Annotated in this window: 19 protein-coding genes; 14 read left to right on the forward strand and 5 right to left on the reverse strand. The window is 55.5% G+C overall.

All coding sequences use genetic code 11. From position 1 onward, the window contains the following. Positions 1-65: 65 nt before the first annotated feature. Both B7L15_RS19770 and amt read right to left on the reverse strand, forming a co-directional pair. Entirely contained in the window at positions 66-1,802 is a 1,737-nt protein-coding gene (locus B7L15_RS19770; RefSeq protein WP_254902888.1) for an EAL domain-containing protein, read from the reverse strand. Positions 1,803-1,919: 117 nt separating this feature from the next. Next, positions 1,920-3,443 carry an ammonium transporter gene (gene amt, locus B7L15_RS19775; RefSeq protein WP_254902889.1) on the reverse strand — a complete coding sequence of 508 codons (1,524 nt, stop codon included), beginning with the start codon at positions 3,441-3,443 and terminating at the stop codon, positions 1,920-1,922. Positions 3,444-3,765: 322 nt separating this feature from the next. On the opposite strand from amt, the gene B7L15_RS08315 reads away from it, so the two are divergent. The 4 genes from B7L15_RS08315 (at position 3,766) to B7L15_RS08330 (ending at position 7,934) form a co-directional block, all read left to right on the forward strand. Beyond that, positions 3,766-5,007, forward strand: a complete 1,242-nt coding sequence (locus B7L15_RS08315) for an NAD(P)/FAD-dependent oxidoreductase (RefSeq protein ID WP_085918522.1) — start codon at positions 3,766-3,768, stop codon at positions 5,005-5,007. Positions 5,008-5,078: 71 nt separating this feature from the next. Next, complete coding sequence (locus tag B7L15_RS08320) at positions 5,079-5,288, forward strand: putative motility protein (protein ID WP_066320510.1); 210 nt, start codon at positions 5,079-5,081, stop codon at positions 5,286-5,288. 259 nt (positions 5,289-5,547) lie between these two features. After that, complete coding sequence (locus B7L15_RS08325) at positions 5,548-7,137, forward strand: peptide chain release factor 3 (RefSeq protein ID WP_085918523.1); 1,590 nt, start codon at positions 5,548-5,550, stop codon at positions 7,135-7,137. 20 nt (positions 7,138-7,157) lie between these two features. After that, positions 7,158-7,934, forward strand: a complete 777-nt coding sequence (locus B7L15_RS08330) for a TatD family hydrolase (protein WP_085918524.1) — start codon at positions 7,158-7,160, stop codon at positions 7,932-7,934. A 7-nt stretch (positions 7,935-7,941) separates the two neighbouring features. Here the strand turns inward: B7L15_RS08330 and ygfZ are convergent, their stop codons facing one another. After that, a complete protein-coding gene (gene ygfZ / locus B7L15_RS08335; RefSeq protein ID WP_085918525.1) occupies positions 7,942-8,904 on the reverse strand; it encodes a CAF17-like 4Fe-4S cluster assembly/insertion protein YgfZ in 963 nt (320 codons plus the stop codon). Between the two features lie 210 nt (positions 8,905-9,114). Between ygfZ and B7L15_RS08340 the strand changes: the two genes are divergently transcribed. The 7 genes from B7L15_RS08340 to B7L15_RS08370 all read left to right on the forward strand — a co-directional run bounded on the left by B7L15_RS08340 (position 9,115) and on the right by B7L15_RS08370 (position 16,796). Then, complete coding sequence (locus tag B7L15_RS08340; RefSeq protein ID WP_085918526.1) at positions 9,115-9,312, forward strand: hypothetical protein; 198 nt, start codon at positions 9,115-9,117, stop codon at positions 9,310-9,312. Continuing rightward, positions 9,312-9,719 carry an OsmC family protein gene (locus B7L15_RS08345; RefSeq protein ID WP_085918527.1) on the forward strand — a complete coding sequence of 136 codons (408 nt, stop codon included), beginning with the start codon at positions 9,312-9,314 and terminating at the stop codon, positions 9,717-9,719. The genes B7L15_RS08340 and B7L15_RS08345 overlap by 1 nt, the downstream gene beginning before the upstream one ends. A gap of 27 nt (positions 9,720-9,746) precedes the next feature. Continuing rightward, positions 9,747-11,771, forward strand: coding sequence for an excinuclease ABC subunit UvrB (uvrB, locus tag B7L15_RS08350; RefSeq protein WP_085918528.1), 2,025 nt, complete (start codon positions 9,747-9,749; stop codon positions 11,769-11,771). Positions 11,772-11,774: 3 nt separating this feature from the next. Then, on the forward strand, positions 11,775-12,602 hold the full coding sequence (gene nei / locus B7L15_RS08355) for an endonuclease VIII (RefSeq protein WP_085918529.1): 828 nt from the start codon (positions 11,775-11,777) through the stop codon (positions 12,600-12,602). 180 nt (positions 12,603-12,782) lie between these two features. After that, a complete protein-coding gene (locus B7L15_RS08360) occupies positions 12,783-14,288 on the forward strand; it encodes a fumarate hydratase (protein WP_085918530.1) in 1,506 nt (501 codons plus the stop codon). Positions 14,289-14,404: 116 nt separating this feature from the next. Next, positions 14,405-15,823, forward strand: a complete 1,419-nt coding sequence (gene cls / locus B7L15_RS08365) for a cardiolipin synthase (protein ID WP_085918531.1) — start codon at positions 14,405-14,407, stop codon at positions 15,821-15,823. Between the two features lie 55 nt (positions 15,824-15,878). Then, complete coding sequence (locus B7L15_RS08370; protein WP_085918532.1) at positions 15,879-16,796, forward strand: LysR substrate-binding domain-containing protein; 918 nt, start codon at positions 15,879-15,881, stop codon at positions 16,794-16,796. 4 nt (positions 16,797-16,800) lie between these two features. Here the strand turns inward: B7L15_RS08370 and B7L15_RS08375 are convergent, their stop codons facing one another. Next, positions 16,801-17,904, reverse strand: coding sequence for a bifunctional nicotinamide-nucleotide adenylyltransferase/Nudix hydroxylase (locus tag B7L15_RS08375; RefSeq protein ID WP_085918533.1), 1,104 nt, complete (start codon positions 17,902-17,904; stop codon positions 16,801-16,803). A gap of 155 nt (positions 17,905-18,059) precedes the next feature. On the opposite strand from B7L15_RS08375, the gene B7L15_RS08380 reads away from it, so the two are divergent. Continuing rightward, positions 18,060-18,968 carry a YihY/virulence factor BrkB family protein gene (locus B7L15_RS08380; RefSeq protein ID WP_085918534.1) on the forward strand — a complete coding sequence of 303 codons (909 nt, stop codon included), beginning with the start codon at positions 18,060-18,062 and terminating at the stop codon, positions 18,966-18,968. A gap of 14 nt (positions 18,969-18,982) precedes the next feature. After that, positions 18,983-19,258, forward strand: a complete 276-nt coding sequence (yccX, locus tag B7L15_RS08385) for an acylphosphatase (RefSeq protein ID WP_085918535.1) — start codon at positions 18,983-18,985, stop codon at positions 19,256-19,258. Here the strand turns inward: yccX and B7L15_RS08390 are convergent. Beyond that, positions 19,255-20,196, reverse strand: coding sequence for a D-2-hydroxyacid dehydrogenase (locus B7L15_RS08390; protein ID WP_085918536.1), 942 nt, complete (start codon positions 20,194-20,196; stop codon positions 19,255-19,257). The genes yccX and B7L15_RS08390 overlap by 4 nt on opposite strands. 183 nt (positions 20,197-20,379) lie before the next feature. On the opposite strand from B7L15_RS08390, the gene B7L15_RS08395 reads away from it, so the two are divergent. Then, on the forward strand, positions 20,380-20,664 hold the full coding sequence (locus B7L15_RS08395; RefSeq protein ID WP_085918537.1) for an FmdB family zinc ribbon protein: 285 nt from the start codon (positions 20,380-20,382) through the stop codon (positions 20,662-20,664). Positions 20,665-20,699: the final 35 nt, after the last annotated feature.

Below are 20,699 nucleotides of genomic sequence, written 5' to 3' on the forward strand. Positions count from 1 at the left end.
GTTCGTTCTTTCGCCTTTCTTCCTTGGTAGTTGATTTGCCGGGGTTTGTTATTTCCGGTTTCTGATTAACGTGGCATTACCTTGATAGGCTGTCCGCCTACCTGGGTGAGTGAGCCTGGGTGTCCGAGTAAAAAACCTTGGGCATAGTCAATGCCGAGCGTCGTGAGTGTATCCAGGGTTTGCTGTGTTTCGACGAATTCAGCGATGGTTTCTATATTGAGCGCTTTCCCCACGGCATGAATGGCTTCCACCATCGCTCGATCTATCGGGTCTTCATGAACATGGCGAATGAAATGACCGTCGATTTTTAAATAATCAACGGGCAACTGTTTCAAGTAGCTGAAGGAAGACAGCCCTGTGCCAAAATCATCCAGCGCAAATCGGCAGCCAAGTTGCTTAAGCGTGTGGATGAGCTCGATCACGCTTGAAAGCTGGGCAATGGCCGCGCTTTCGGTAATTTCAAAGCACAGGCTGCCCTTGGGCAGTTGGGCTTTGTGTACCTGGGTGATCAAATCCCTGCAGAAATCGCCATCAGACAGTGACGCGCCCGAGAGATTGACCCCCCAGCAGCCCCAGGCAGTGTCTGGGGCTGAGCGGGTAATATCGGACAGCCATGCAAGCGTGTTGCGAACTACCCAGCGGTCAATGCGCGGCATAAAGTGATAGCGTTCGGCGGCAGGTAAAAAACTGCCCGGTGTGATCAGGTTGCCGTCTTCTTCCAGGCGTAAAAGTATTTCCTGGTAAGCGGGGCGTTTGGCGCAGACAGCTTTGATTGGTTGGGCAAAGAGTCGGAAATGATCATTGTCGAGGGCGTTCTGTAAGCGCTGTACCCAGCGAAGTTCGCCGTCGCGTTCGAGTACCGAATGGTCATTGGCCTGGTAGCAGTGAAGGCGGTTGCGTCCTGCCTCTTTGGCGGTATAGCAGGCGGCATCGGCGGCGTGAAGCGCATCGGTTAGCTGCATGTTGTGATCCGTCAGAGCGACCAGCCCGATGCTGACGCCAATACCAAAGGTGTGCTCCTGCCAGGCAAAGCGATAGTTTTCGATATCACAGCGGATGGCATCGGCGATTTGGCAGGCTTGATCAATAGGGCAGTTGGGCAGCAGCAGGGCGAACTCGTCGCCACCAAGTCGTGCGACGGTATCGCTGGTGCGCACATAAACCTGCAGCTTTGTGGCCACCTGCCGGAGGAGCTCATCACCGGCGATATGGCCGCAGGTATCGTTGACGATCTTGAACTGGTCAAGATCCAGATAGCATAAAACGTGCGATCCTTCCTTCTCATTCAGCAAATGGCTCAGTGTTGTTTCAAATGCTCGGCGATTGATTAGCCCTGTCAAATTGTCGTGGCTGGCCTGGTAGTTAAGCTGGTCGGCAAGCTGGCGGGTGACGCTGATATCCTGAAAGACGGCCACTGCGCCCAGCGTAATGCCGCTGCGCGAGCGAATAGGGGCGGCGCTATGCTGAATGGGCGTTCGCTGTCCGTCGCGGTGTTCAAGCCAGCCATCGTCCGTTGAATGAATGGCGCGATGCTGGGTGAGCACCTGACGCGCTGGGTTGCTCCTTAGACTACCGGTATTGTCGTCAATGAGCCGGTAAATAGACTGGATCGGTTTTTCACGTGCGTCGCGAAGGTGCCAGCCGGTCAGCCGCTGGGCTTCGCTATTCATGAACGTGATCAAGCCACTGGCGTCGCAGGTGATAACGCCATCGCCAATGGAAGCAAGGGTTGTTCTTGCCAGGTCTCTCTCGCGGTTTAGCTGCTCCTGCAGGCGCTTGCGTTCGGTAATGTCACGCACCATGCCGGAGCGTTCGGAGGCCGAGCCACTGGCACCTTCGCTTACCTGAATTTCCAGGTAGCGGATTTCCTGAGTGGCGGAGCGCAGTTTAATCTCGTGACGCTCACCCGGTGCCAGGTTTCAGCTATCCAGTAAGCGGCTGACGGGGGTACCTATCATTTGCTCGGCTTGAACGCCGAACAGCTGTTCGGCTCCGGGGTTAAGGCTGGTTAGCAGCCCATTGGCTTGCCAGGTAAGCACGCCGTCGCGCAGGTTGTGCAGCATCACGCGGGTATGCCCGATAGCGCTTTCCAGTGCCGCGGCGACGCGGTTGTAGCCTGCCGCTATTTCACCCACTTCAGAAAAAGGATCTGCCTCGATGCGCTGGCGCATGTCGCCCTGCTGCTCATGACGGCGCATGTGTTCCAGTAATTGAGTCAGTTCGTTATGGGTACCGTGCTCGGCGAGGTTGAGGCCCATTTTTTCATCTTCAGCGCTAACGCGAAGTGGAAAATAGCGCCCCGAGATACGAAACAGCAGCCACGCAATACCAAAGCTCCAGAGTCCGCAGACAACGACGCCCAGCAATTGAACGCCTGCCTGCTCCAAGGTGCTCAGTCCCGTGGCCAGTGCCTTGGGGTTGGCTATCCAGGGCAGAGCGAGCGTGCCCCAAATGCCGGGAATCAAATGCGCCGGAATAGCGCCTACGGCATCATCGATGCGGTGGTTGAGTAGCCATTCACTGGTGACCACCATCAGAACGCCGCTGACAGCCCCGAGCCCCAGTGCTGCCGACATCGAAATCGCATGGGCGCCTGCGGTAACAGCGACCAGCCCGGCAATGGCGCCGTTGATGGCATACATGACGTCAGCATAGCGACGGGTTCGCCAGCCCATCAGCATGGCGGATAAAATGCCACCGGCGGCGCCCAGGACGGTATTGGCAAGAATGCCAGGTACCTGATTGTTAACAGCCAGCGTGCTGCCGCCGTTGAAGCCAAACCAGCCGAGTATCATGAACAATGCCCCTAACATGGCAAGGGGAAGGTTGCCTGCCGGGAAGGCGGTGGGAGGTTGGTTTTGGTTGAAGCGTCCCTGGCGAGGGCCGATGGCGAGGACGGCTGCAAGCGCGACCCAGCCCCCCACGCTGTGAACGACGGTTGAGCCGGCAAAATCGACAAAACCCAGCGAGGCGAGCCAGCCGCTTTCGCCTCCCAATAGACCGCCCCATGCCCAGTGTCCAAATACGGGGTAGATGAGTAGCGCTATCCAGAGGGCGGTCCATAGGTAGGCAAAAAATGGCATTCTTTCGGCGACGGCACCCGCCACAATGGTTGCAGCGGTAGCACAGAACATGGCTTGAAAGATAAACAACGTGATTACCCAGCTCGATACAGAGTTGAGCTGCCACCCGAACAGGCTTGTGCCCAACCAGCCGCCTTCCGAAACGCCGAACATCAACCCGAAGCCCACTAGCCAGAAGATGCTCAATGCGATGGCAAAATCCGCAATATTCTTCATTGCGACATTGATGGCGTTTTTGCTGCGGGTTGTGCCGGCTTCCAGGCATAAAAACCCCGCCTGCATGACAAATACCAGCGCGGCTGCCCATAATACCCACAGCGTATCGAGCAGTTCGGTGTCGACAATGGGTGTGAGCGGCATGGCGGTATCCTTGGTATTTTTGGTGCGTGGCACGCACCTTTTCGGTGCATGGCGCTATGCAAAGGTTGTTAAGACAGTGCTGAATTAATGTTCTTTGCCCTGATGATGATTCACCCGGTAATAAGGCCAAGCAATTGCTGTGCCGCAATGTCGGGCGCTGTCGATTTTTGTGCTTAAGGCGATATTAATTTCTGATTTATCTATTAAAAACAGTTTTTTGGACTGTATTAATGGTTCTTTATCAGTGCTATTTTTTAGATAAATAGGCGTGCGGTGTAACGAGCCCGCGTGTCGTGTAATTTGCAGATCGGAGGGTGTTTCAATGTCGCGTCATGCAGTGGTGTTAGGGGCAGGTATGGTAGGTGTCAGCATTGCATGGCAACTGCAGCAGCGGGGTATTCAGGTCACCCTGATGGACCGGCGCCAGCCAGGCCGGGAAACATCCTTTGGCAATGCCGGTATTATCCAACGTGAAGCGGTAAAACCGTATCCCTTTCCTCGCGATTTGAAAACTATCCTGAGCGTATTGCCCAATCGGCGCGTGGATATTCGCTATCGTACCGGCGGGATGCTGGATGCGGCATCGCCGTTATTGAGCTATTGGCATCATTCTTCGCCGCGTCGCTACCGGCAGATCGTGCCGGAATATGCCTCCTTGATTCAGCTGTGTCTTAAAACCCATGAGCCCATGATTGAGGCCGCGGGGGTCGAGGACTTGGTGCGTCGTCAAGGCTGGCTGGAGATATATAGAACCCCGGAGAAGCTGGCCGAGCGCGCAAAAGAGGCCGAAGAAATGCGGGACCTCTACGATGTGCAATTTCAAGTGTTGGATCGACAGGCATTGCGAGACAAGCAGCCCGACCTTGGCGATGACATCATTGGGGCCATTCATTGGCTTGATTCCTGGACAGTCGCCGACCCAGGCGCGCTGGTGGCTGCCTACGCGGCGTCATTTGTCGCCAATGGCGGACGCGTTGTGCAAAGTGATGTTCAGTCGGTCACCCAGCGTGAAACCCAGTGGCGTGTGACGACCAGCGATGGAGAAGTGGTGGCAGATGATGTTGTAATGGCACTGGGACCCTGGTCAGGCGAGTGGCTCAAAGGGCTGGGCTATCGCTTCCCGACCTTCGTCAAACGGGGCTATCACATGCATTATGCCACTCAAGCACCGGCTCGGTTGCAGTACTGGTTGATGGATGCCGAGGTGGGCTACTTGCTGGCGCCCATGAATGCAGGCATCCGTCTGACCACGGGTGCCGAGCTGGACCGCCTTGAGTCACCGGCTCATGAAGGCCAGCTAAGCGCGGCGGAAAGCGCTGCACGACGTATTTTTCCGCTGGCTGAGCGTCTTGATGAAGCCGCCTGGAAGGGCGCACGCCCGTGTCTTCCGGATATGAAGCCGGTGATTGGCCCGGCGCCCCGTCATAAAGGCCTCTGGTTGGCCTTCGGGCATGGCCATCAAGGGTTTACCCTGGGGCCGGCGACGGGCTACCTGCTGGCGGACATGATGGAAGGTAAAACGCCAGCCATTGATATGGCCCCCTTCAGGGCCGAGCGTTTTTAGCGCGCGATTTTGCGTGTTGTCACACCATTTGCTAGTCTCCTAGTATATTCGTACTACATTGAGGTGATTATATGGATGTAGCCGTCAGCAACGCCGTCAGTACGGCGCTTTACATGAATCAGGCGCAAAGTGCTGAGCAAGCTCAAATGCAGGTATTCAAGGAAGCACTGGATACCCAGGCGCAGCAAGTGACTGACATCATGGCGTCTGCCGATACCGGTGCACAGCCTGATCTGGCAAAAGAGGGCACCGTGGGGACTCAGGTCAACACCTTTGCCTGAAACGTAATACGTTCCCGACAGCTTTACGCAAAACGCCGGTTTCCCGGCGTTTTTTTATGTCCGGTTATTCACGCCTGGCTCTTTTTCATGGCTCCTGCTGTTCATGACCGCAGTCTCGCTTAACTAAACCGTCCCACAACCGTCCTCTTGTGGCCCCATACTGTCTGCGAGGGTACAATTGCGCTCAATGCCACACAGCTCAGCCGCTGACACCCTGCATCTATGTGCCTGGCTGAGTCCACGTTAATGATGAGGCCCGATGAAAGATACTCAATTAGCCCAGGAAGCCGGGCTTAGAAGAACCTTTGCTATCATTTCGCACCCCGATGCCGGTAAAACGACCATTACAGAGAAAATGCTGCTGTTTGGTAATGCCATTCAGCTGGCCGGATCGGTGAAGAGCAAGCGCAATGATCGCCATGCCACGTCGGACTGGATGAAAATGGAGCAGGAGCGGGGCATCTCGGTGACAACCTCCGTGATGCAGTTTCCTTATGGGGGACGCATCGTTAACCTGCTCGATACGCCAGGTCACGAAGATTTCTCTGAGGACACCTACCGTACCCTGACGGCGGTGGACTCCGCCCTGATGGTGATTGATGGCGCTAAAGGCGTCGAGGACCGGACCATCAAGCTGATGGACGTCTGTCGTCTACGCACCACGCCGATTCTGACCTTCATCAACAAAATGGACCGCGATATACGTGATCCTATTGAGGTGATGGACGAGGTCGAGACGGTGCTCAACATACAGTGTGCGCCAATGACATGGCCCATCGGCATGGGACGGCACTTCCGCGGGGTGTATCACCTTTATAATGATGTGGTTCATCTCTATACCCAGGGTCAGGGCAGTCGTATCCCCGAGGACAAGCGTATCGAGGGGCTGGATAATCCCGAGGTAGACGAAGTGCTGGGTGAAGAACAGGCTGAAGAACTGCGCATGGAAGTTGAACTGGTGCGCGGTGCATCCCATGAGTTTGACCTTGATGCTTATCGCCGTGGGGAATTGACGCCCGTCTATTTCGGGACGGCCATGGGCAACTTTGGCGTACGCGAAATGCTGGATGGCTTTGTCGAATATGCACCGGCTCCCCAACCCCGGGAAACCGATGTGCGGGATGTGCCGGCTGACGATTCTCGCTTTACTGGCTTTGTGTTTAAAATCCAGGCCAATATGGATCCCAATCATCGCGATCGTATCGCTTTTCTGCGGGTATGCTCGGGCAAGTACGACAAGAACATGAAGATGCGCCATGTGCGTATCAACAAGGACGTCAAGATTGCCGACGCGCTGACGTTCATGGCCTCCGACCGCTCTCAGGTGGAAGAAGCCTGGCCTGGCGACATCATCGGCCTGCACAACCACGGCACCATCCAGATTGGTGATACGTTTACCGTGGGTGAGAATATGCGCTTCACCGGTATTCCGCATTTTGCGCCGGAGCTTTTCAAACGCGTGCGCTTGAAAGATCCGCTTAAAATGAAAGCCTTGCAGAAAGGCTTGCAGCAGCTCTCCGAAGAAGGCGCTACCCAGGTCTTCATGCCGATCGACAACAATGACCTGATTCTGGGGGCAGTGGGGACGCTGCAATTTGACGTCGTGGCGCACCGTTTGAAAGAAGAATACAAGGTCGACTGTCTGTATGAAGCCGTCAATGTTCAGACAGCGCGCTGGGTGTATTGCGAAGATCCCAAGATGCTTGAGGAATTCAAGCGTAAGGCAAGCACCAACCTGGCGATCGATGGCGGCGGCTACTTGACCTACATCGCACCGACCCGCGTCAACCTGCAAATGACCCAGGAGCGCTGGCCGGATATTCGCTTCCAGCCGACGCGCGAGCACTAGCCGGGCAATACGAGGCGACCATGCTGATTGATGCCCACTGCCATCTTGATTTTGCGGTGTTCGACCCTGATCGTGATGCAGTCATGTCAGCCGCAAGAGGCGTGGGAGTCAAGCACTTCATCGTGCCGGGGACGACGCGTGCTCGCTGGCAAGCCGTGCTGGCGCTGGGACAGCGATGTCAGGATGTCAGCGTTTGCGCAGGGCTTCATCCCTACTTTACGGGTGAACACCGTGACCAGGATCTGGCTGAGCTCGAGTGCTTGCTGAAAGAGTGCTCCGAGCTGGTCGCCGTCGGTGAATGCGGGATTGACGCTCGCTTTGACACTACCCTTGATGCCCAATGGGCGTACTTTGATGCCCAATTAACCTTGGCCAAGCAGCATGCCTTGCCGGTGGTCGTGCATTGTGTCAAAGCCAACGACACCGTCGCCAAACGGCTTCGTCAACGCACGCTTTCCAGAACCGGGTTGATCCATGCCTTTGCCGGGTCTTACGAGCAGGCCAGGAAGTTTGTGGATCTTGGTTATGTCCTGGGTCTGGGGGGCGCGGCGACCTATTACCGGGCAAAGCGATTGCACCGGGTTATCAAGGCATTGCCCGATGACAGTTTTGTGCTGGAAACGGACAGCCCCGACATGCCGCTAAGTGGCTATCAGGGACAGCGCAATGAACCTTGCCGAGTAAGTGACGTCTGCAATGTCGTGGCCGAATTACGCGGACAAGCACGCGAACATGTCGCCGCCATCAGCAGCGCCAATGCTGTCCGCCTGTTTCGCTTACCCGTTGCGGTCGATTAATCAGCGTTCAATTCGCCAGGCCCATGGCGAGCTGCTCGGGGTCGAGCCGCTCGATAGCGTAGGGAAGATCGAGTAGTGTCAAGCGGGCCTCCCCGATATAAACGGGCATGGCCTCTTCCATCACCTTGGTATTCATGACAGCCAGAAGCTCAATGCTGCCTGTTTCGCTAAGAGCGCTGGTAACGACTTCGCCGACGGCCTTATTGGCTTCATTGATAATCGTGTCCCCGGTTGTTGGCGCCTCGATACTCGAAAGTTCGGCACGCACCAGGCGTTTTTTTACCTGACCACGAAAATGAGCCCGGGCAACGACTTCCTGACCGGTGTAACAGCCTTTTTTGAAGCTGATACCGCCCAGCGCTTCCCAATTGAGCATCTGCGGCAGGAAATGGTCCTGCTGTGCCTCGGTCAGCCATGCCAGGCCGCTGCGGATGTCAGCCAATTGCCAGGCGGCCCGTCCGCCTTCATCGTCAAGTGTCTCGATAAGAGTGTCGTCTTCCAGACAGAACAGCCAGCGTGGTGTATCGCCTGGATAGCACAGCACGCTGGCGTGTGGGTTTGTGGATTGAGTGCCAGGCGCGTTGGGCAAGGGGAGGTCCAGCGTTTCCGCAACTGAGCGGGCATTTTCTCCCACGCCGACCAGCAATAGCCCGGGAAGTGGGGTTAGCTCCGCTTTATAAAAAGCGGCAAATTTTTTTAGGTGGCTGCTCAGCGTTTCAAGCAGCGACGCGCTGAGAAGTAGCCGATAATGACTGTCACCAACCTTCATCAACTGGGCATTTGCCAGCATGCGTCCCTTTGGCGTGCAGAAACAGGTAAGCGGCGCAAAACGCCCGTCGGCAAGACTGACCTGAGCGCTGGTTTGCCCTTGCAAGAATTTCTCGGCATCGGGTCCTTGGATATCCAATGCCGCTAAATGGTTAAGGCGAATACCGCTGTTAAGGGCATCGATTGAGGGAACGGTCGCCATGACAACTCCTGTTGAAGGGGTGGCTGGATCATGTTGCGAATCAATATTGTCTTAAGTATGGGCAATGGACCGCAATTGCAAGGGTCCTGCCGCGTGCTAGACTCGTTGTCTGTAATCAGTTTTGCATAGGACAATATCAATTCGCTCGGAGAGCCAATCCAGTTGGCATTGACCCGTGACGGTAAAATGTATTTGAAACAAGGCTAGCCGATGGCACAGCAATCACTAACCTTTCACGGTGTGAAATCCGCTGAACAGGTCAATCAGATTACCACCGCGCTGATGATGCTCGACGGCGTGGACAGCGCTGAAGTGGGTCGCTATGGCGCTGAAGTGGACGGTCGCGTAAAGCGTGAGGCGCTCATCAAGGCCGTTGAAAAGCTCAAGCTGGGCATAAAGGTAACATGATGCACAAGCCGATTACGGTGATCAGTGAGCGCAACAGCGCTTTTCGCCAGCGCGTCGAGGTTGACGGCCTTGAGGATCTGGCCGCCGATGTGCCGCCCGTCGTGGGCGGTGACGGCAGCGCGCCTGACCCTCATGACTATTTTGATATTGCCCTTGGAACCTGTAAGGCAATTACCGTACAGATGTATGCCAAGCGAAAGCAATGGCCTCTGAAAGGCATTACCGTCACTGTTCAGCGCGATGACAGCCAGGAAAGGAAAGGTGAGTACAAGCTGGCGGTGATGATGACCTTTCACGGCATTGATGATCCTGAGCAGCGTGCCCGGCTGGAAGATATCAGCCACCGCTGCCCCATCCAACGGTTGATGACCACATCGACCGTGGAGATTACGACGAGCACCACGTAGCTCGCCTTACCCTGATCAGGAGTGACGATGAGCAAGGATTTCCGGTTGCAATCGAAATTTGAGCCCGCAGGCGACCAGCCCAACGCTATCAAGGGCCTGGTGGGGGGGCTAGAGTCGGGACTTGCCCATCAAACGCTGCTCGGTGTCACCGGCTCGGGGAAAACCTTCACCATGGCCAATATCGTCGCGCAGCAGCAGCGGCCAACGATTGTCATGGCGCCCAATAAGACGTTGGCGGCGCAGCTATACGGTGAGTTCAAAGCGTTTTTCCCGGATAACGCCGTTGAATACTTCGTGTCCTACTACGATTACTACCAGCCGGAAGCCTATGTGCCGTCGTCGGACACTTTCATTGAAAAAGATGCCTCCATCAACGACCACATCGAGCAAATGCGCCTGTCGGCGACGAAAGCACTTCTGGAGCGCCGGGATGCGTTGATTGTCGTATCGGTGTCAGCGATTTATGGCCTGGGCGACCCTGACCAGTACCTCAAGATGCGCTTGCATTTTACCCGCGGCGAGTTGATCGACCAGCGTGCTTTCCTCCGTCGTCTCGCGGAACTTCAGTACACGCGTAACGATATGGATTTTCGCCGCGGTACTTACCGGGTGCGAGGCGATGTGATCGATATTTTCCCGGCAGATGCCGAAGAAGAAGCCGTGCGGGTGGAGTTGTTTGACGATGAAATCGACTCGATCCGGCTCTTTGATCCTTTGACGGGCGACGTGCGCGGGCAAGTCCCGCGCATGACCATCTACCCGAAATCCCACTATGTTACGCCTCGAGAAACGATTCTAGGCGCGATTGACGACATCAAGGCAGAACTTAAAGAGCGGTTGGAGTGGCTGCGCAAGCACGAGCGTCTGGTCGAGGCGCAGCGGCTCGAGCAGCGCACGCTGTACGATATCGAGATGATGCTCGAACTGGGTTACTGCAACGGTATCGAAAACTACTCTCGCTATTTATCGGGCCGCACCCCCGGCGAGCCACCGCCGACATTTTTCGATTACCTGCCAGACGATGCGCTGCTGTTTATTGATGAATCCCACGTCAGCGTGCCCCAGGTAGGCGGGATGTACAAAGGTGACCGGTCGCGCAAGGAAACGCTGGTGGAGTACGGATTCCGCTTGCCGTCTGCACTCGATAACCGGCCGATGAAGTTTGAAGAATGGGAAGCCATTTCACCGCAAACGATTTTTGTCTCGGCGACACCGGGCCCTTATGAAGCCGAGCATGCAGGCCAGGTTGTCGAGCAGGTCGTGCGGCCGACGGGCTTGCTGGACCCCGAGATTGAAGTGCGTCCGGCAAGCACGCAGGTTGACGATTTGCTGTCCGAGATCAGGCTTCGCACCGAGGTGGGCGAACGCGTGCTGGTGACCACCCTCACCAAGCGTATGGCCGAAGACTTGACCGAATACCTGGACGAGCATGGCATCCGCGTCCGCTATCTGCATTCGGATATCGATACCGTCGAGCGGGTGGAAATCATCCGCGACCTGCGGTTGGGGAAATTCGACGTGCTGGTGGGGATCAACCTGCTGCGTGAAGGGCTGGATATCCCGGAAGTCTCATTGGTTGCCATTCTTGATGCCGATAAAGAAGGTTTTCTGCGTAACGAGCGCTCATTGATCCAGACCATTGGCCGCGCCGCACGTAACGCCCAGGGGAAAGCTATCCTTTACGGCGACCGGGTTACCGATTCCATGCGCAGGGCGATGGATGAAACCGAGCGTCGGCGTGACAAACAGAAGGCGCATAACGAAGCCCATGGTATTACCCCAACCACGATTACCCGCTCGGTAACCGATATCATGGAAGCCGCACAGGCACCGGGCAAGAAAAGCAACCGCAAGCGGGGTAGTGATCGCAAAGTGGCCGAGAGTACTGCCGAGTACGATACCGCGAGCATGGACAAGCACGATTTCCTTGCCGCGATCAGCAAAATCGAAGATGCCATGTTTGAAGCGGCGCAAAACCTTGAGTTTGAGGAAGCGGCACGCTTGCGCGACCAGTTGCACAAGATGAAAGAAAAACAGCTGGCGCTAGGGTAGGGCATGCCTGAAGGTCCGGAAATCCGTCGTGCGGCCGATCGCATTGAGCAGCAGATAGGCGGCCAGGTGATTGACGATGCCTGGTTCGCCTTCCCGGAACTTGCCGAGCAGGCAGCGTCACTGCTTGGGGTGCGGGTTTCGCGGGTAGATACTCGGGGCAAGGCAATGCTGATCTGGTTTGCCGACCAGCGCGTGCTTTACTCCCACAATCAACTGTATGGGGTTTGGAAGCTTCACAAAGAAGATAAGCCCCCCAGCACCCGGCGCTCGCTGCGTGTTCGAATAACCACAGATGGGCGCTGCGCCAGTCTGTATAGTGCTTCCGATATTTCACTCTGGCACGAAGACAATCTCACAGAACACCCATTTTTATCCCGGCTCGGGCCTGACCTCCTGAGCCAGAAGGTGACCCCGCTGCAAGTACAGCAGCGCATGAGCCTTAAGCAGTTTCACCGACGTAGCCTGGGTGCATTACTTCTGGACCAGGGCTTTGTCGCGGGGTTAGGCAATTATCTGCGCTCGGAAATTCTTTTTTTTGCCCAGTGCCACCCCAAACAGCGCCCGGTTGATTTAACCGAGCGGCAGCGCCAGCAGTTGGCTATTTTTATGATCGACATAACTCGACAGGCCTACCAGCAGGCGGGGGTCACCAATACAAAGGCCTGGATTGAAAACGCCATCGCCGCCGGTGAACCGCGTCGCCAATGGCGCTTCAGTGTTTTTGAGCGAGCGGGACTTTCCTGCCATCGTTGCGGTCGCGTTATCGAGCGTATGATGGTCGGCTCCCGGCGGCTTTACTGGTGCCCCGGCTGTCAAATAGATACACCATGATTTATACCGTTATCTTTCTGTTTGAAAACAATTAAACCAACACACCCCCTAGAATTGCAGACATACAGTGTTGCTGCCGGAATAATGCCAATACGGTATAATGTTTACACGTTAAACAGGCCGCTATTCCCATCACCGCTTAGGCCGCCGACAAGACGATAACCGAGGAGCAGTTTGTCCATGACCGTGATTCGCCAGGACGACGTGATTCAAAGCGTTGCCGATGCACTGCAGTACATCTCTTACTACCATCCCAAAGACTTTATCGATGCCATGGCGGCTGCCTATGAGCGTGAAGAAAACCCTGCCGCCAAGGACGCGATTGCCCAGATTTTGATCAATTCGCGTATGTGTGCCACCGGTCATCGCCCAATTTGTCAGGATACCGGTATCGTCACGGTGTTTGTTCACGTGGGTATGAATGTCACCTGGGACGCTGGCATGAGCCTGGATGACATGGTCAATGAAGGGGTGCGTCGCGCCTATCAGCTACCCGACAATATTTTGCGAGCGTCTGTCCTGGCGGACCCTGATGGAAAGCGTCAGAATACCAAGGACAATACCCCGGCGGTTATCCACCATAAGCTTGTGCCGGGCGATAAAGTCGATATCCATGTGGCAGCCAAGGGCGGTGGTAGCGAAGCAAAATCCAAGTTTGCCATGCTCAACCCCTCTGACAGCGTGGTGGATTGGGTAATGGAGCAATTGCCTAAAATGGGCGCTGGCTGGTGCCCGCCTGGTATGCTGGGTATCGGGATTGGCGGCACGGCCGAAAAAGCCATGGAAATTGCGAAAGAGGCACTGCTGGATCCTATCGATATCCAGGACTTGCAGGCAAGAGGGGCCAGCAATCGCGCCGAGGAGCTGCGTCTCGAGCTGTTCGACAAGGTCAATAAAAGTGGCATTGGCGCACAAGGCTTGGGTGGCTTGACGACTGTGCTGGATATCAAGGTCAAGGATTATCCGACGCATGCGGCAAATAAGCCGGTCGCCATCATTCCCAACTGCGCGGCCACTCGCCATGCCCACTTCACACTGGACGGCTCTGGCCCCGTGGCGCTACCTGCCCCCAAGTTGGAAGATTGGCCGGAAATTACCCGTGAAGCCGGCGACAACGTCAAACGTGTCAATCTGGATACGGTGACCCCCGACGATGTCAAAACCTGGCAGCCCGGCGATACGCTCTTGTTGAATGGCAAGCTGCTGACCGGGCGTGATGCGGCCCACAAACGCATGGTAGATATGATTGCCAAGGGCGAGCCGTTACCGGTCGATATGAAAGGGCGGTTTATCTACTATGTGGGCCCGGTGGATCCGATAGGTGACGAAGTGGTCGGCCCTGCAGGTCCTACCACCGCCACACGCATGGACAAGTTCACCCGCACCATGCTCGAAGAAACAGGCTTGCTGGGCATGGTGGGCAAGGCCGAGCGAGGGCAGGCGGCGATTGACGCCATCCGCGATAACCAGGCGGTTTATCTGATGGCGGTAGGCGGTTCTGCTTATCTTGTTGCCCAGGCAATCAAGAAGTCCCGCGTGGTTGGCTTCGAGGATCTCGGCATGGAAGCCATTTATGAGTTTGAAGTGGAAGATATGCCGGTTACCGTCGCCGTGGATAGTGCAGGAACATCGGTGCACCAGACCGGGCCTGCCAAGTGGAAGGACATTATCGCCCAGACGGCTTGAATGTTGGAAAGGAGTCGCGTGTTTCAGGCGATATAGGCCCTGCCAGTGGCGGGGCCTATGTCCATTCTCGGCCAGCGCATCGCAATGGAATTGACACCCATAATGAGGACACCACTATGACCTCGTGGTTGCTAGGGACCGGCATCTTGTTGATCTATGTGCTGGGGATTGTTTCAGCGGTGATGGCGCTGATGTCCAGCCGGACCTCCCAGGGCGCGGTCGCCTGGATTATCTCACTACTCACGTTTCCTTATGTTGCCGTACCTGCCTATTGGCTATTTGGACGGCCACGGTTTTATGGCTACGTGACGGCCCGCGGGGTGCGTGACAATATTTTACGCCGCATGCTGGTACGTTATCGCGCCAACATTGACCCCTATGGTGTGACGGCTAAAAGCGCCGATATTCGAGCCGTTGAACAGTTGGCCATGATGCCAATGACCCAGGGTAACCAGGCAACCTTGCTGATTGACGGCGAGGAGACCTTCGAAAGCCTGTTTGCGGGCATTGAGCGTGCCCAGCGCTATATTCTTCTGCAATTTTTCATCGTCCGGGATGATCGGCTTGGCCGCCGATTGATGGCGTACCTTCAGCAGGCTGTGCGGCGTGGTATCAATATCTACTTCCTATACGACGAGATGGGCAGCCGAAAGCTCAGCGATCGCTATTTAAATGATTTGGCCCAGTCAGGTATCGAAGTCAGTGCGTTTCGATCCTCCAGGGGGCTTAAGCATCCTTTCCAACTGAACTTTCGCAATCATCGTAAAGTGATGGTGGTCGATGGGCATGAAGGTTGGCTTGGCGGGTTTAACGTCGGCGTGGAGTATCTGGGCGAGGATCCTAATCGTGGCCCCTGGCGCGATACGCATCTCAAGCTTGAAGGCCCGAGTGTTCTGGGGCTTCAGGAAGCCTTCTGGGAAGATTGGCATTGGGCGACAGGCGAAGTGATAACCCTGGATTGGCAGCCCGTGAAAACCTTCGCAAGTAATCACCACGTGGTCGTGGTCCCCTCGGGACCTGCAGATCGCCAGGACACAGCAAGCCTGCTCATACAGCAGGTAATACAGAGTGCCGAAGAGCGGCTATGGGTTACCAGCCCTTATTTTGTGCCGGACCAGGGTGTTCAGGATGCGCTTCGGCTAGCCGCCATGCGTGGCGTGGATGTCCGGGTCATGATACCTGAACGGCCTGATCACTTGCTGGTTTTCCTGTCGGCCTTTTCATTCCTGCCCGATATGTTGCGCGCTGGAGTAAAAATATACCGTTATCTTCCTGGTTTTCTCCACCAGAAAGTGATGCTTGTCGACAACAAGGCGGCAACGGTCGGTACAGTGAATATGGACAACCGTTCTTTCCGGTTAAACTTTGAAATCACCGCTTTTATGCCCAGCCCGTCCGTTGCTGCCCAGGTTAGCTTGATGCTCGAGAACGATTTCGCAAGATGTCGTCGTATCAGCCTGGATGAGATTGCCCAGCGTCCCTGGTGGAAAAAAGTGGTATCACGGGCGGCCTATTTAACGGCGCCCATTCAGTAAACTGACGGCTCCGTGCCAGATCAATTCAAATAACTAGGGTGACAAGGAGTCGTTGGTGAACCTTGAAACAAAATGGTTGGAAGATTTCGTCGCATTGGCCAATACCCGGAGTTTTTCAGCATCTGCCAGGCAGCGGCACGTGACTCAGCCAGCGTTCAGTCGGCGTATCCGGGCTTTAGAGCAGGCGGTGGGGGTGACGTTGGTTGACCGTTCAACGACGCCGGTGGGCTTGACCTCAGAAGGACAGCTGTTTCTGGTTACCGCGCGAAACCTTGTTGAGCAGCTTAACGAATCGTTAGGCCATTTACGGGGGCTCTCGATTGCCAATGAGGCGCTGGATATCGTCGCCGCGCATTCGTTAGCGCTGAGCTTTTATCCGCCCTGGATATCGCGACTGCAAAAAGGCCTCGGTGAGCTGCCTACCCGATTGGTCGCGATGAATGTCGGAGAGGCCATTCACGTGCTTCGTGAAGGCAACTGTGACCTCATGCTGGCCTACTATGATCCATTCGCCACCATGCAGCTGGATGCTGAAGTGTTCCCGTCTTTTTCGATTGGCAACGTCAATATGCTCCCCGTGTCATTACCCGATGCCCAGGGCAAACCATTGTTTTCACTTCAAGTAGGTGACTCTGTGCCCTACCTGGCTTATACGCAGGGTGCCTTTTTGGGGCGCAGTGTACGCATGCTGCTGAAAAACGACCCCTTGCGTATGAAACTGCGCACCGTCTATGAAACCGCCATGGCGGAGGGGCTGAAGGGGATGGTGCTTCAAGGGGTAGGCATGGCATGGATCCCCGATTTTTGTATTCGCGAAGAACTAAAGAGCGGTCGTTTGGTGCGTGCTGCCGATGCCAACTGGGATATCCCGCTGGAAATCCGGCTGTACCGCTGTTCACTGGTCCACAAGCCTGGTGTAGAGCGCTTGTGGCGGCAAATGATGAAGCTGCCCCGGGACTTTCTGCAGGGGTAATGAATTAGTGCGCTGACTCGCTCGTAAAGTCGGCAGGCAGGCCAAGAAAATTTTGAATGATAAAAAAATGGTCTTCAAACAGGCTATCGGGCTGAAGGTCGGCAAGGGCGACCCAGCGGGCATGGTCACCGCCCTTGACGGGTTTCAATTGCGGCAACTGCTGGTCGGGGCGCAAGGCAAAGTAGAAGGCTTCAGCCAGCGTTCGGCCACGCCAACTGCGGTGAGGTTCATCAAACAGACGCTGGCCTCTCAATGAACCCTTCAAAACCGGCTCAGGTACTTTCAGACGGATACGCTCACGCAATTCCCGCAGGCAGGCGTCAAGCAATCGTTCATGGGGATTGATAAAGCCACCTGGTAATGCGAACAGCCCCTTACCCGGTGCTGCAGTACGGCGTACCAGTAGCACATGGCCTGACTGGACCACCACGGCATTGACGGTAACAAAAATGGGAGGGTAGGGCGCTTGTTGCCAGGCTTTACGATACTGGTCCAGCAGTTGCTGCTCCTCCAGCAGTTGTTCGTAGTCGCTTCCCCGGCAAAAAAGCGCCACACGATCAACCACGCCAGGTGGTAGGTCGTGGTAGGCACCTGTACTGAGGTAGTCGTCGGTGGACCCAGGCGAGCGAAACAGACGTTCACGGATCTGGCTTGCTGAAATACCTTCGACCAACGGGACACTCACCGACTCCCATTGCGGGAATAGTGATAGGTAGTAGCTGGATTGTCCCCGGCTAGCCCCTATAAGACCGATCCGTGGCAGTCTGGCATTTGCCGGCGCGGTCAAGTCCCTTACTTTACGCTGAACATCGCGAACCCAGACGTCGTTGTTGTAAAGCGCATCCAGTAGCGGTGTGATTTCCAGTCGCTGGTTATCCTCCTCGTCAAAACCTGAGCGCAACATCATCTGCCGTTCTTCAAAACGCCATGGATTCCGCAGCGAGCGTGCCTGCCAGGAGGAGCCGACCAACACGATGACCTGACGGGCTTGTTTCAGTGCTTCACGAATAACCGCCAGATGCCCCAGGTGAGGGGGCTGAAAACGGCCAATAAAGACGAGGCAGTCAAAGTCATACGCCTGGCTCGGGTGTGAGGCATCAGTTGGCATGCGAGGCTGTCCTTTGTCTGTCAATCATGGCCCCGCATTATGGTGGGCTTGGCGAGGCGGCGCAATCTAGCTCTGCAGCCAACGGTATGATTGGGTATGCTAATTATAATAGGCCATGGAGAGTTGGCCCTGTATCAATTGATTAGGGAGTTTTCATGCTCAAACGCAGCGCATATTTTTGGGGCAACGTGCTCAGGGATTCAGCGTCATTATGGTTGAAGCGCAACGCCTTCAGCTATGCAGGCTCCTTGGCGTTTTACACCCTCTTTTCACTGGCCCCCACCATTATTATTGCGGTCACCGTCATTGGCCTTGTGCTGGGTGAGGAGGCGGCGCAGGGTCAGATCGTGGCACAACTGCAAGGCACGATCGGCAGTGATGCCGCAGCGGTAGTGGAACAAGCCGTCGCTCAATCGCGCATTCAGGAAGCGGGGATAATGCCGACAATACTCGGCGTGGGCGCACTTGTCGTGGGTGCCACAACGGTGTTTGCTCAGATGCAGTTCTCGCTCAATACGATCTGGGGCGTCACCGCCAAGCCGACTGCCAACGGGGCGCTGGTGTTCATTAAAAATCGTATACTCTCGTTAACGGTTGTGCTGTCGATCGGGTTTATATTACTGGTCTCGTTAGTGTTGGGTGTGGCCATCCGGGGTGCGCTCGGTGCGGCAGATCAACTGCTACCTTATGTAGGCCTGCTGAGCCAAGTGGCCGAATCGCTGGTTTCGCTATTGGTTGTTGCTTTGCTTTTCGCCACTATTTTCAAGGTCTTGCCCGATGTGGTATTAAGTTGGCAGGATGTTTTGATAGGTGCTGTGGTAACCGCCGTATTATTTACCATTGGCCGGAGTGTCATCGCTGTCTATCTTGCTTATACGGCAACGGCTTCCACTTACGGTGCGGCTGGTTCTGTGGTGATGGTGCTGCTGTGGGTTTATTATTCATCCCTCATTTTGCTCTTTGGCGCCGCCTTTACCCGCTCACTTCTTTTGCGCAGAGGTCGACCGTTGGTGCCACGCAATAGCGCTGTTGTTATCAAATATCAGGAAAATGATGACGGCTAAAACAGGAGACGACAATGGCAGATTGTTGTGTACGTGCTTGGGTGACGGGAAAAGTGCAAGGCGTTTTGTTTCGGCGCTCTACCCAACATCAGGCGCTGCAGTATCGTTTAACCGGCTATGCGAAAAACTTGCCTGACGGTCGTGTTGAAGTATTGCTTTGCGGCGGTCCAGAGGATGTAAAAACCGTCAGCGAGTGGTTATGGAAAGGCCCTGACGGGGCGCAGGTGACCCATGTCGAATTTAACGTGCTGGATCAGTGCCACGCCCCGGATCATTTTGCGACTTATTAGCGGTTTGCCTGCCACTGCTGGATGTTCTCAGAGGTCAGGCTGACAATGTTTTGCCTGGCCTCTGGCGTAATCCAGGCATTATGGGGCGTGACAACCAGGTTGAGTGGTTCATCCAGCGCGGCTAGCAGTGGGTGTCCTTCGCGTGGCGGCTCATTGGGTAGCACGTCGACGGCAAGCCCGCCTATATGCCCATCCCTGAGTGCCGAGAGCGCGGCATGTTCGTCGATAACGCCCCCACGGGCACAGTTAATCAGCAATAACGAAGGTTTGGCCCTGGCCAGGCGTCCTGCATTGATCAGGTGATGGGTGGCGTCATTTAGCGGGCAGTGAAGGCTGATAACGTCGGCTTCTGGCAGCAGGTCGTCGAGTGACGGACGGGCGTCGTTCGCTTCATTCCCCGGGCGGGCTGCAAAGGTGACGCGCATCCCCAGTGCTTCAGCCAGACGTGCTACTTCCGAACCAAGTTCGCCCTGGCCTACCATCACCAGGTGCTTGTCCGATAGCTGCATCGTCGGATAATGCTGCAGGCAGAAAAAGTCGCTGTTTTGCCAGGCGCCCGCGGCAACATCCCGTTGATAAAGCGGCAGTCTGTTTGCCAACGTCAGCATCAGCATCAAGGTGTGCTGCGACACACTGGCGGTGCCATAAGCGGCAACGTTCTTAACGGCTATCCCTCTGGCATTGGCAGTTTCCAGATCGATATTGTTAAGCCCGGTAGCCAGCACACAGATCAATTTCAGCGAGGGCAACTGATTGAGTGTCTCCGCATCCAGGACAACTTTATTGACAATGGCGATATCGGCATTGGTCAGGCGCTCACGAGCCTGTTGAGACGTGCTTTGACCGAACACCTCAAGGTGCGATACCGACTGACGGATAGCGGTTAGATCGATTTGCGGACCAAGACTCTCGGCATCCAATATGACTGCATTTGGCATTTTTCTGACCTCCACTGTCTGCCGGTGGCGTCTAGCCTTGCTCGGCAGGGGGCACAAAAGGGTATAATAAGCTGGCGTGAATAATCATCGCCTTGGAATTTATCCCGACGGGCCGCATATTGCAGCTTGGCAGCATTCATGTTGCTGTTTTGTCGGAGTTGAGCTTTATCTGGAGTCATCAACATGCCCATCTATGAATATGAGTGCAAGGCCTGCGGCCATCGCATGGATAAATTGCAAAAAATCAGCGCCGATCCGTTAACGGATTGCCCTGCGTGCGAAAGCGCCAGCTTGTCGCGGCTGGTATCCGCTGCCGGTTTCCGCTTGGCGGGCGGCGGCTGGTATGAAACTGATTTTAAAACCGGCAGTAAAAAGAATTTAGCTGCTGATGCCAAAAGCGCAACGCCCGAGACAGGTGGTCAGAATAGCGCCAGTCCGGCGGCCAAGAAAAAAGACACGGCGGCCTAGCCGACGTCGTCAGACCGATCAAGGTCCTACAATTA

The organism is Halomonas sp. CSM-2, assembly GCF_002119345.1.
Lineage (GTDB): Bacteria > Pseudomonadota > Gammaproteobacteria > Pseudomonadales > Halomonadaceae > Vreelandella > Vreelandella janggokensis.

Coding starts and splice junctions, on each gene's coding strand:
- B7L15_RS19770 (WP_254902888.1), bottom strand. CDS start 1,802: ATGGTGCGTGACATTACCGAACGCAAGCGCCTGCAGGAGCAGCTAAAC.
- amt (WP_254902889.1), bottom strand. CDS start 3,443: ATGCCGCTCACACCCATTGTCGACACCGAACTGCTCGATACGCTGTGG.
- B7L15_RS08315 (WP_085918522.1), top strand. CDS start 3,766: ATGTCGCGTCATGCAGTGGTGTTAGGGGCAGGTATGGTAGGTGTCAGC.
- B7L15_RS08320 (WP_066320510.1), top strand. CDS start 5,079: ATGGATGTAGCCGTCAGCAACGCCGTCAGTACGGCGCTTTACATGAAT.
- B7L15_RS08325 (WP_085918523.1), top strand. CDS start 5,548: ATGAAAGATACTCAATTAGCCCAGGAAGCCGGGCTTAGAAGAACCTTT.
- B7L15_RS08330 (WP_085918524.1), top strand. CDS start 7,158: ATGCTGATTGATGCCCACTGCCATCTTGATTTTGCGGTGTTCGACCCT.
- ygfZ (WP_085918525.1), bottom strand. CDS start 8,904: ATGGCGACCGTTCCCTCAATCGATGCCCTTAACAGCGGTATTCGCCTT.
- B7L15_RS08340 (WP_085918526.1), top strand. CDS start 9,115: ATGGCACAGCAATCACTAACCTTTCACGGTGTGAAATCCGCTGAACAG.
- B7L15_RS08345 (WP_085918527.1), top strand. CDS start 9,312: ATGCACAAGCCGATTACGGTGATCAGTGAGCGCAACAGCGCTTTTCGC.
- uvrB (WP_085918528.1), top strand. CDS start 9,747: ATGAGCAAGGATTTCCGGTTGCAATCGAAATTTGAGCCCGCAGGCGAC.
- nei (WP_085918529.1), top strand. CDS start 11,775: ATGCCTGAAGGTCCGGAAATCCGTCGTGCGGCCGATCGCATTGAGCAG.
- B7L15_RS08360 (WP_085918530.1), top strand. CDS start 12,783: ATGACCGTGATTCGCCAGGACGACGTGATTCAAAGCGTTGCCGATGCA.
- cls (WP_085918531.1), top strand. CDS start 14,405: ATGACCTCGTGGTTGCTAGGGACCGGCATCTTGTTGATCTATGTGCTG.
- B7L15_RS08375 (WP_085918533.1), bottom strand. CDS start 17,904: ATGCCAACTGATGCCTCACACCCGAGCCAGGCGTATGACTTTGACTGC.
- B7L15_RS08380 (WP_085918534.1), top strand. CDS start 18,060: ATGCTCAAACGCAGCGCATATTTTTGGGGCAACGTGCTCAGGGATTCA.
- yccX (WP_085918535.1), top strand. CDS start 18,983: ATGGCAGATTGTTGTGTACGTGCTTGGGTGACGGGAAAAGTGCAAGGC.
- B7L15_RS08390 (WP_085918536.1), bottom strand. CDS start 20,196: ATGCCAAATGCAGTCATATTGGATGCCGAGAGTCTTGGTCCGCAAATC.
- B7L15_RS08395 (WP_085918537.1), top strand. CDS start 20,380: ATGCCCATCTATGAATATGAGTGCAAGGCCTGCGGCCATCGCATGGAT.